Origin of the sequence: Candidatus Trichorickettsia mobilis, from assembly GCF_034366785.1 — a bacterium.
GTDB lineage: Bacteria > Pseudomonadota > Alphaproteobacteria > Rickettsiales > Rickettsiaceae > Trichorickettsia > Trichorickettsia mobilis_A.
In genome coordinates, this window is sequence record NZ_CP112945.1 from 1 (window position 1) to 9,595 (window position 9,595).

General features: G+C 31.9%; 11 protein-coding genes and 2 pseudogenes. 6 read left to right on the plus strand and 7 right to left on the minus strand.

The features are described 5' to 3' along the window. Window positions 1-193, plus strand: a 193-nt coding sequence (locus Trichorick_RS08605) for an IS3 family transposase (protein ID WP_323739249.1), incomplete at its 5' end; no start/stop codon positions are given. 999 nt (window positions 194-1,192) lie between these two features. Here the strand turns inward: Trichorick_RS08605 and Trichorick_RS09495 are convergent. Further along, a pseudogene (locus tag Trichorick_RS09495) lies at window positions 1,193-2,147 on the minus strand (IS110 family RNA-guided transposase). A 443-nt stretch (window positions 2,148-2,590) separates the two neighbouring features. Here Trichorick_RS09495 and Trichorick_RS08625 point away from each other — a divergent pair. After that, on the plus strand, window positions 2,591-3,550 hold the full coding sequence (locus Trichorick_RS08625) for a leucine-rich repeat domain-containing protein (protein WP_323739253.1): 960 nt from the start codon (window positions 2,591-2,593) through the stop codon (window positions 3,548-3,550). Between the two features lie 503 nt (window positions 3,551-4,053). Here the strand turns inward: Trichorick_RS08625 and Trichorick_RS08630 are convergent. Both Trichorick_RS08630 and Trichorick_RS08635 read right to left on the minus strand, forming a co-directional pair. After that, window positions 4,054-4,191, minus strand: a complete 138-nt coding sequence (locus Trichorick_RS08630; protein ID WP_323739254.1) for an entericidin A/B family lipoprotein — start codon at window positions 4,189-4,191, stop codon at window positions 4,054-4,056. 243 nt (window positions 4,192-4,434) lie between these two features. Next, entirely contained in the window at window positions 4,435-4,575 is a 141-nt protein-coding gene (locus tag Trichorick_RS08635) for a hypothetical protein (protein ID WP_323739255.1), read from the minus strand. Window positions 4,576-4,913: 338 nt separating this feature from the next. Here Trichorick_RS08635 and Trichorick_RS08640 point away from each other — a divergent pair, with 338 nt between their 5' ends. The 4 genes from Trichorick_RS08640 (at window position 4,914) to Trichorick_RS08655 (ending at window position 6,559) form a co-directional block, all read left to right on the plus strand. Next, window positions 4,914-5,156, plus strand: coding sequence for an AbrB/MazE/SpoVT family DNA-binding domain-containing protein (locus Trichorick_RS08640; RefSeq protein ID WP_323739256.1), 243 nt, complete (start codon window positions 4,914-4,916; stop codon window positions 5,154-5,156). Then, complete coding sequence (locus Trichorick_RS08645; protein WP_323739257.1) at window positions 5,143-5,541, plus strand: PIN domain-containing protein; 399 nt, start codon at window positions 5,143-5,145, stop codon at window positions 5,539-5,541. The genes Trichorick_RS08640 and Trichorick_RS08645 overlap by 14 nt, the downstream gene beginning before the upstream one ends. A gap of 18 nt (window positions 5,542-5,559) precedes the next feature. Next, window positions 5,560-6,129 carry a recombinase family protein gene (locus tag Trichorick_RS08650; protein WP_323739258.1) on the plus strand — a complete coding sequence of 190 codons (570 nt, stop codon included), beginning with the start codon at window positions 5,560-5,562 and terminating at the stop codon, window positions 6,127-6,129. A gap of 115 nt (window positions 6,130-6,244) precedes the next feature. Then, window positions 6,245-6,559: a hypothetical protein gene (locus tag Trichorick_RS08655; RefSeq protein ID WP_323739259.1), complete on the plus strand. Its 315-nt coding sequence runs from the start codon at window positions 6,245-6,247 to the stop codon at window positions 6,557-6,559. A 258-nt stretch (window positions 6,560-6,817) separates the two neighbouring features. On the opposite strand, the gene Trichorick_RS09395 is transcribed toward Trichorick_RS08655, so the two are convergent. The 4 genes and pseudogenes from Trichorick_RS09395 to Trichorick_RS08670 form a co-directional block, all read right to left on the minus strand. After that, window positions 6,818-7,015 (minus strand): zinc ribbon domain-containing protein, encoded by a 198-nt coding sequence (locus Trichorick_RS09395; protein WP_410250277.1) that lies wholly within the window; start codon window positions 7,013-7,015, stop codon window positions 6,818-6,820. Window positions 7,016-7,098: 83 nt separating this feature from the next. Continuing rightward, the gene (locus tag Trichorick_RS08660; RefSeq protein ID WP_323739260.1) at window positions 7,099-8,544 is read right to left on the minus strand and encodes an N-6 DNA methylase; all 1,446 of its coding nucleotides are present in this window, start codon (window positions 8,542-8,544) and stop codon (window positions 7,099-7,101) included. Further along, window positions 8,529-9,185: a type II restriction-modification system restriction endonuclease gene (locus Trichorick_RS08665; protein ID WP_323739261.1), complete on the minus strand. Its 657-nt coding sequence runs from the start codon at window positions 9,183-9,185 to the stop codon at window positions 8,529-8,531. The genes Trichorick_RS08660 and Trichorick_RS08665 overlap by 16 nt, the downstream gene beginning before the upstream one ends. 247 nt (window positions 9,186-9,432) lie before the next feature. Further along, window positions 9,433-9,595: pseudogene (locus Trichorick_RS08670) on the minus strand (IS6 family transposase); the annotation flags it as partial.

Below are 9,595 nucleotides of genomic sequence, written 5' to 3' on the forward strand. Positions count from 1 at the left end.
TAATGATATGAGGTACCAAACTAGAGAAATAGCCAAATCTTCAATTGTCGAATATATCGAATGCTATTATAACCGTATACGTAGACACTCTACTATCGCTTACAACATGCCTGTATTATTCGAACAAAATTTATTATCAATGCATGATTCAGTGTTCGGAAAACTAGTACAAGATCAACGTGTCCGTCTATAAAATCACCGGTCATTACTATAAGATCAATAAGGCGTTGGTCTTTAGAAAATGGACAAGATGTGGTTGTAAAGTTTAGATTTTGGAAATTTATATGAAGAAATGAAAATTATAGAGCATAAACTTAAAAATATGTCGATCTTTCACCTACAAGCAATTATTTCATAATTTTGATTATGGCAATGATTCCTTAATTCAAATTGAGCTGAGCGGTAAAAGTTATCAAGCGATTACTTTATACACTATTATAGCCTTAAATTATTCTAACCTAATTTCCGGACACTATTTTCCCCTATGTTCATAACCCACAATTTACGAACACCTTAAAAGCAATTGTGTATAGAGAATTAATCGCATAGCTGTATAAACAAATAAGTATGCTCTACCCACTACTCAAGTCAAAGAAATTACAAATACAAGCCTTGGATTCAAGCAATGCGCTTATATGATTCAATTCTATAAAAGATAATAGTTATTCCTTCAGAAATTTTAATCAATAGCCAATTAAGCGCTATACTTTATTTCTTTCTATCAATTTGTAATTACTATAGTTAGTAACTTGAAGCAAAAAACAAATTCAAATTAATAAAAAACATTTATTTATAAGTTATTTATTTACAAAAAATTAACCCTTAGGTTGTATATATAATAAACGTACTTAGTTATCGCTATGTGACTTTCACATTGGATAGGAGAAATTGACGACAGTTTCTAGACCACCCTACTACAAAGCTATCGGATTCCTAGGTAACTGGTAGCTTTGACTATCCTGGTTATATATAGCCTCAATTCAGCAATTTCCAATATGATTATTAGTTTACTTAACTGTTTAAGCGATGCTATCGCTAAATTAGCTAAACATAAACCTGAATATAGGATTTAATTATTAATGTAATTTTTTGGCTATTTAGTTCGCGGCCGCGAACTCTTATGGTTATATACGTTGTATAAGGTTTAATGGTATCAACTATGTTTAGCGATAAAAATTTAAATATTTAGGGTTTAAATTTTTATCGGCTCTGATTGCTTGAGTAAATCGCATATTTTAGCGTTTGCAATTACAATTATCTTTCTCATCAAAGCAGTCAGAGCTACCATTTTTTTCTTTCCTTTAGAAACTAGCTTTTCATAGAAACTTCCCAATTGGGATTTGGATCTTCTAGCAGCCATAGCGGTCATAAATAATATAGGTTTTATATTATCTCTGCCACTCATTGTACTGCGGTATCCTTTATATGTACCACTATCATTTGCTCTAGGGGCAAGTCCTACCAAAGCTGCTACCTGTTTTCTGTTATGTACCTAACTCAGGAAGCAATATTAGCAGTTGATTAGCACTAACTTCTCCTATACCTGATATTTTTTTTAAAATATCTTTCTTGCTGCTCAAAGTTTTATTAGCTTGTACTAGCGCATTAATACGTTCATTAATCAATCCTATTTGCTCAGATATAGTATCAATCATAAACTTGCAGCTTGCCTTAGTAAATTTAATGTTTGGCGCTTGCATTCTAGCTTTCTCAGCTATAAGCATTTTCATTAAATCCTATTTGCGCAGCGCTAATTGATAAAGCTCTAAATCATTAGTAGATTTAACTACAAATAGCTCAAGCTTATCTCTGCGTTCAAACCCGTATAATGCTAAGGCTTTAGCATCTAATTTATCAGTTTTTGCCCTATTACCATAGGAACGTATAAAATTTTTAACCTTACATGTATTCGCACGGTGAACTGAGATGTTGTTATTGCATAAAGTCATTAATAGCTCTAGCTCGTACCCTCCTGTAGTTTCTAGTACACATAATGATTTACCAAGAAAGGGTTTATAGTGCTCAAGGAATAATAAAATGCCCTGAGAGTTATTTTCAAATTCTTTCGTTTCTTTGTTTTGATAAACAGATACAACAAAGCTAAACTTTCCTATGTCAACTCCAATAAAGCTATGATAGTCTTTCATAAGTACCTCGAGATTTTAATTGCATATGTTTGCGATTGTAAGCGGGTGCGCTTAAGCCGTCCCATTCAACTATCCAAACGTCTCGGAGAAGGGCTAGAGTACCTAGATACCTACGATCTTTAAGTGATCTACCGTCAAACAGTCGCTCACGCCCGTGCAGTATACGTGGCCATAGCTACGTATATTACTTAACTCTCTTAAGAGTAGTATAAAGCCATAGCTACAACTACTCTAGAAAGTGTTATAACATGATCCAAACTTACAACCGTCAAGTTGATGACCTACCCTATCCTTTTTAGTAAATATTAAGTAATTTATAATCAAAAACTATTGACTTTTGTTAAACAATTTATTAAAAACCTTTTTAAGCAAAGAATAAAATCCGATTTTACTAGGTTCTTCAATATAGCTATAGAGTTAAGCATTAATTAAAGAGGTAATGCATGAAAAAAAAACCAATCCAATCACAATTATCCAAAAGCCGAGATGAATTAATTGCATTAATAACAAAGAATGATCAGAACTACACAACAATTGATTCGAGCCACTATCACTTATGCAATGAAGGAGCAGGAAGGGTAGCTGAAGCTTTAGCAAATAATAGCTGCATAAAATCGATAAACTTAAGCTATAACAATATAGGTAATCAAGGAGCCATAAATCTCGCTAGAGCTTTAATGTATAATAACGAACTAATCTCAGTTGATTTGAGCCATAATAGGATCAGTGATGAAGGAGCAAAAGTTTTAGCTTTAGCTTTAAAAAATAATAATAATACAATAAGGTCAATTGACCTGAGTTACAATCCTCAGCTAAGTAGTGAAGGAATAAAAGCACTGGTTAAAGCTCTAGAAACAAATAATGCAGTCACTGATTTTATATGTGATTCTTCATCACCATGGGGAAAGTTATTACAATATTTAGCTACAGTTAATAAGGGGCTCAATGTGAATGAGCAAGTAACCAATCTATTATCTTCTTTAGCTAAAGAGAGTGATAAACTGGAGGTACTCAACTACTTATCTACATCTAAATGCTCAAAGTATGAACTGCTTCCCAAATTATTAAATAAATTTCTAGTTGATATACCAGATATTAATATTTCAGAACTTGATGCTAAATTATTAATGGCAGGAAAACTAGATGAAAAAGAATATAGAGATCCATATGCCGTTACTCATTTTAGTAATTATATAAACCAGGATGACTTTCTTCAACAAGCGGCTGCTTTTAGTAATTACCTGAACCAGGTATCGGCTTATCAAAAAACAGTTAGTAATTTTTTTCAGATGTTTTATTATGGTAATTTAAATGGTAGCAATAACGAGTGTACTAATTATTATGCTGAGCTTGCAGGTAATAATAAACAGCCTTCAGAAAATTGTGACATGGATCTAAGCTAACGGTAAATCAACGACACCTCTTGGCACCAACTATGTTTCGCTATAAAAATTTAAATATTTAGAATTTAAGTTTTATCGCGAAACATAGTTGATTCCATCCATACAGGTCATTTTTATAAGAAGCGCCAAATAAATAAGATGGCATAGTAGTGATCTTAAATAAACCCATCTATTTGAGTTTTAAGTATCAACTATGTTTAACGATAAAAATTTAAATAATAAATATTTAAATTTTTATCGGCTCTGATTGCTTTAGTAAATCCCGTATTTTAGCATTGGCAATTACTATTATTTTTCTCGTCAAAGCAGTTAGAGTTATCACTTTTTTCTTTCCTTTAGAAACTAGCTTTTCATAGAAACTTCCCAATTGGGATTTGGATCTTCGAGCAGCGCTCCTAGTTTGAGGTGTTTATAAGCTTACCATTAACGCTGTTTATTTTTAATGAGAGAAATTTTCTTCACTTTATTATCATTCTTTACCTTGAGGTTACTGCTTAACCATCTTACTTATGCTTATTAGCTGTGCCTTCTATATTTTTGCCACCATTTTTTATATCTTTCCCCATTCCTTCAAAAGTATTACATGAACAAAGAGAAAGACTAATTACTAACACTAAAATAGTACTTTTAAAAATAGGCATAGGCGTCTCCTGTAAAATTTTACAATTTATATGTTATGTTGGTTCCATCAAGCCTAATATAACTAATGTTAAGCGATATACCAAAGAGAGTTACGGGTACATAATAAGGGAGCACAAGTCCCTAAAAGATCTCTGGTTATCTAGGGTTGAATGGTATAAAACTGTAAAAGCTATCTAACTTTAGTACACTCTTATTTTATCGCACTCTTCTTATAGGTAATCTTATCAAGAATTATTTCAAAACTACCTATTAATTATTACTTCTTTTTCTGGTACTGGTACTATTACTTGTGATGAAGGTGGAGCTTCTTTAATTATAGTGCGATTAGTAGTACACCCTACTAAACTTGATATTAATATAAATGTAAATAAAATATGCTTCATAAAAATACTCGATAAAGTTTTAAATATCCTAGCAAAAATAAGACTTTGTTGTAAATAGTAGTAAGGCTAATTTTACTTCTTTCTCTAACAACGCCCAATACATCTCCGTAGTTGCATGAGCAAATAGGGTGTACCCTATCTTGATGTCAAACCTACCCTCATAAATTGTCAATTTAAAGTCAATATTATATTAACTTGACATTAATTTAGCTATCTCTTAAAGTCTAACCTGACAATCTCACTCTATATATTCTTTCATTTTATAGTTTATTCTGTTGATTCCTGTTACTCCTTACTTTATTATAATATATAGAGTTTTCAAATAATATGCGGTTAATATGAAGAATTGCTATTCTACACTTACGAGTAAAGGTCAAATAACCATTCCCACTACTATAAGGAATAAAATGAATTTATTATCCGGTATAAAATTAGAATTTATTATTCATGATGAATATATAATGCTTGTGCCTATTAATAAATCTGTAAGGAAATTACAAGGAATTCTGCCTAAACCTAACAATATCTTAAGTTGTACAGAAATGGATACTATTATTAGAGATTCATATGATAGGGATTGATACCAATATTTTAGTTAGATATCTAACTCAAGATGATGAAACTCAATTGATAATAGCTTCAAGAATAATCAATCAGTATGAAAATAAACCAGAATCAATATTTATTAGTAATATAGTTTTGTGCGAACTAATCCGGGTTTTAGAACGAGGTTATAAATATAATAAAAAAGAAATAGTAAATGCGCTGCAGGCTATATTGTCTACAATAGAATTTGCATTTGAGTATCACGAAATCCTGTGGCTTTGTCTTAGTGATTACGAAAAATTTACTGCTGATTTTTCTGATATTTTGCTAGGTAAAATAAATAAGCTACATAACTGTGAATATACTGTAACTTTTGATAGTAAAGCTGCAGCTTTAAAAAGATTTAAATATGCAGGTTAACCTAATTAAGTTTTCATTATGAATAATGGTAAAACCATAGGTTATATCAGAGTTAGCACTTTTGAGCAAAATCACGAACGACAGTTAGAAAATTTTGAATTAGATAAAATCTTTACTGATAAATGTTCTGGTAAAGACATAAAACGCCCTGCCCTTGTCGAAATGCTAAATTATGTTAGAGATGGTGATACAATTATTGTTCATTCCATAGATAGGTTAGCACGAAACCTAGATGACCTTAGGCGTTTAGTACAACAATTTAACCAAAAACAAGTGGTGGTTCAATTTGTTAAAGAAAATCTAAAATTCACTGGTGAGGATTCTCCGATGTCTAATTTACTATTATCAGTAATGGGAGCATTTGCTGAGTTTGAACGAGCTTTAATACGTGAGAGACAATTAGAGGGAATCGCAATCGCTAAGAAAAAAGGAGTTTATAAGGGTAGGAAAAAATCCTTAGATAATGATCAACTCAAAGCGTTACAAGAAAAAATAACTAATGGCGAAAGTAAAACCCAAATAGCGAAAGAATTTAATATTAGCCGTGAAACTTTGTATCAATATTTACGGGCTAATAACGTAGCTTAATTTTAAACTATAAAAATTTGAATCACTTTCTCCATAACAAGATGGTACTTTACTTTTTAGCTAAGGAAAAATATAAAAAACTAAATATTTTTATTATTATATCATATATCTTTCAATGTATAGATTTTACAGATACATCAAGCGTAAGGCTTTTCTTTTTAATAAGGCCTGTATCAAAGCATTTTATATAAAATATATGGTAGTAATAGGCACCGTAGGTCAATCGATGCATTATATTCAAGCCTGGAAAATATTTACTACTAAATCAGCATCAGATATTTCATTAACTGCTTACATTATAAGTTTCTTTCTTCTACTAAATTGGATGTTGTATGGTATGATAATCTCCTCAAAACCTTTGATATACGCAGAAGTAGCAGGCTTAATTGGGGCAACAACAGTTATAATAGGTGTTATTATTTATTCTTAGTAGTGAAGCATACCACTTGAAAGCACTTTCCAAAAAATATTCCAAAAACACAAATTATATGACGTTTTTCAATAAAGCCTATTGGCACTAATTTTAGAACGTTTTTTAATACAAAATTTTAAGAAAACTCAACATTGATTTGGAAAGCCTAAATCCTGTGTTTTTGAGATAAGACAAACCAACTTGACGTCCTCACCTAGCTAAAGTAAGGTGATTCCTAGCTATCTTTTGACACTAGGATTTTTGGGCTAACCTAACTCAATGTAAGGTTATATCTCCACAAGCTAAAGCGACTCGTCTAGCCGCTAAAATGTTAATAGCAGCGTTCGTATCTGCATGTATCTCGTACCCACAATGTAAGCACGCATACCATTCTTGACGAATTCGACTATTTTTATCTACTACACCGCAACAAGAACATGTTCTTAAGGTATTTATAGGGTTTACTGGTATCAACTATGTTTAGCGATAAAAATTTAAACCCTAAATATTTAAATTTTTATCGCTAAACATAGTTGATACCCTTTGCTTTTTAATATTTATTTTTCGGCTTCCAAAATTGCTTGATATATTTTTGAAATGTTGACCCATTTCAAAAGTTCTATAGTTATAGGGCGTTTATTATCCCAGAAAATCATAGAATTAAGAATATTAAGAGTAATGTCCGAGTTCAAAACCCTCTCAAGCGTTAATGCCTCCTGTTCAGAAGAGCAACCGAGAAAGTATACAGTATCATCTACCATAGCTGGTTTCCCACCAATAGGAGAAATAACTTTAAATTTTAAATTTTTATAAAAGCCAGAGATTGCTACCTTCCACGGATAAAAGGAATAATTGCCAATTCCAAAGATTGAAAAGCGTGGCTTATTTCTATATATTGAGCTACCTCTTTTATCTAATTTATCAGCGTGAGACATAAGATATTTCCAAGTCTTAGGAGCGTATTTTTTAATTTTTTCTGTTTCTTCTCCTACGTATATTTGAGTAACTAACACATATTTTCTGAGTCGTAGATGTTCTTTGTTAATATCTGAGCTTTTATATAGAGGAAAAATTTTTGTTTCTTCTAATTCTACGATTTCATTATTTCCATTAATATAATTATGATCTATCCGTTCTAATTCCATAATTTTTGAGCAGTCATGTTTTACACCTGAACGCCATGAGTAGTAAGGGTCGAGACCAATAAATTCTTTGTTTTTATTAAATAGCATAACATTGGAGATTAGCATGTTACTATGATATCCAATCGTGTTAGAAGGAAACTCATCATCTAAAGTTTCATAAACATCGCAACCTTTTTCTTTACAGATATTAGTAGTACAATCAACTATAAAAAAACAAGCATCGACAGCAGCATTAAAATATTTAAGAGCGTTTATTTTATAGATTCTTGTATGACCTATATTTATGCCGTACTTCCATGCATGAATTAGAACTTTTCTAGCAATGGTAGTTTTACATAGAACAGCAATGAGGCCTTTTCGTTTTTGAAGCCAATCGATATATTGGAGTAACATCCATTCTGAAATATCAAAATTACCTTTTCCCGTAAGGGCTTCAAGCCCTTTCATTCCTTGAAAATTAGATTTTTGGGGATGATTTGAGCTTCTTAAAATACCAAGTTCTGAACTAGTGATCCACGGAGGGTTTCCAACTATGAGAATTGGCTCAGGTAATGATTTTATAGCATCCTTCCAATTGTAAGTAAAAAAATTTGCACTTATGATATTGATCCGCGGATCTTTTATTTTCTCTATCAATTCATTTGTATATACTTGGTTTATATCAATACCAAGAGCGTTTTTGTAGTGAGGAAAGGCTCTTAATGAAGCCATCAAAAAACTTCCTTTTCCACAAGTAGGTTCAACTATTGATGATGGTTCTAAATTAAGCTTATTTAGTATACTAATAGCCTGCTCAGCTAAAATTAGCGGGGTTTGAAAGTCTCCATATTCACAAACTGTTTTTATCTTATTTTCCATATGCCTTCTACCTCCCCAGCCTTTTGTATTATACGACCGTATTGGAGCCTCCATTGAAGTGCGTTTGACATTGTTAGATACCCTAACACAGGCGGATGGCTGATTATTCTTGTTGCTAAATTCTTTGCCTCAATATCATCAATAGGAAGATTTCGTTCTTGCATGAAGGCTATTAAATCATCAATATTACCCTCGTTCTCTAGAATATTAATGATTCCTTTGGTAGTCTGAAAGTCACCTGTACGCTCTTTATCAACGAAGATAGTATGGTGAATATTCAAACGGGATGTTTGAATATTAGGCTGGTCTGTTTTTTCGTAAACAAAGACCAATAAGTTGTAACCAAGCCCATAAATCTTCTGACGAGCTGATTCAAAAGGACAAGAAGATTGTGGTTGCCTGATGCTTGTAACCTTTATGTCAACCTCTAAATCAGGTATGTCAATTCCAGACGCAGAATTACCTTTAGCATAACTATAATTTTCTAGAAGATAGGCAGTAAATTTATGTTCTAAATAAGTGCCGACAGCTTTACCGTCTGTGACTCCGTATAATGTTGGTTCGTTATAAAGACTCTCAATTTCTGCAAATATAGCAGCTTGCTCTTTTAAAATTTCTAGTGTCAATTCAGATTTAATCATAGGGTCTCTGCTCTTTGGGTTTGTCATTCTAAGACTATTTTAAAACCTAAATTATAATTAACTGGCGGTAATTATGTGTACTTTTCCTAACATAGCTGGTATGCCAAAACTAAACCTAAATTTTTACAATAAACATACTAAAGAAACATTTTCTAAATCTAACGCTGATTGGTTTTGTTAGGAAACCGGTTCTGTCGCATCTATAAAACGCATTCTGCCTTGATCGACAAAATTAAGACTTTAGCGGTTATGCAGCTATTAGCATTTTAAAGTTTTGATAAGTAGAAGGATTGTCATTAGATCCGATTAACTGTCCTTTTTGAATTATACGAATGTTTTCTATACCGGTAATAGTAATTTTTGCTGAACGGAAGCTCTTGAAGCCTAGCGTAAGCTTCGTTCGTTTCTTA

Excerpts from the sequence above, each read along its gene's own strand:
- Trichorick_RS08625 (WP_323739253.1), top strand. The coding sequence starts at position 2,591 with ATGAAAAAAAAACCAATCCAATCACAATTATCCAAAAGCCGAGATGAA.
- Trichorick_RS08630 (WP_323739254.1), bottom strand. The coding sequence starts at position 4,191 with ATGCCTATTTTTAAAAGTACTATTTTAGTGTTAGTAATTAGTCTTTCT.
- Trichorick_RS08635 (WP_323739255.1), bottom strand. The coding sequence starts at position 4,575 with ATGAAGCATATTTTATTTACATTTATATTAATATCAAGTTTAGTAGGG.
- Trichorick_RS08640 (WP_323739256.1), top strand. The coding sequence starts at position 4,914 with ATGAAGAATTGCTATTCTACACTTACGAGTAAAGGTCAAATAACCATT.
- Trichorick_RS08645 (WP_323739257.1), top strand. The coding sequence starts at position 5,143 with ATGATAGGGATTGATACCAATATTTTAGTTAGATATCTAACTCAAGAT.
- Trichorick_RS08650 (WP_323739258.1), top strand. The coding sequence starts at position 5,560 with ATGAATAATGGTAAAACCATAGGTTATATCAGAGTTAGCACTTTTGAG.
- Trichorick_RS08655 (WP_323739259.1), top strand. The coding sequence starts at position 6,245 with ATGTATAGATTTTACAGATACATCAAGCGTAAGGCTTTTCTTTTTAAT.
- Trichorick_RS08660 (WP_323739260.1), bottom strand. The coding sequence starts at position 8,544 with ATGGAAAATAAGATAAAAACAGTTTGTGAATATGGAGACTTTCAAACC.
- Trichorick_RS08665 (WP_323739261.1), bottom strand. The coding sequence starts at position 9,185 with ATGATTAAATCTGAATTGACACTAGAAATTTTAAAAGAGCAAGCTGCT.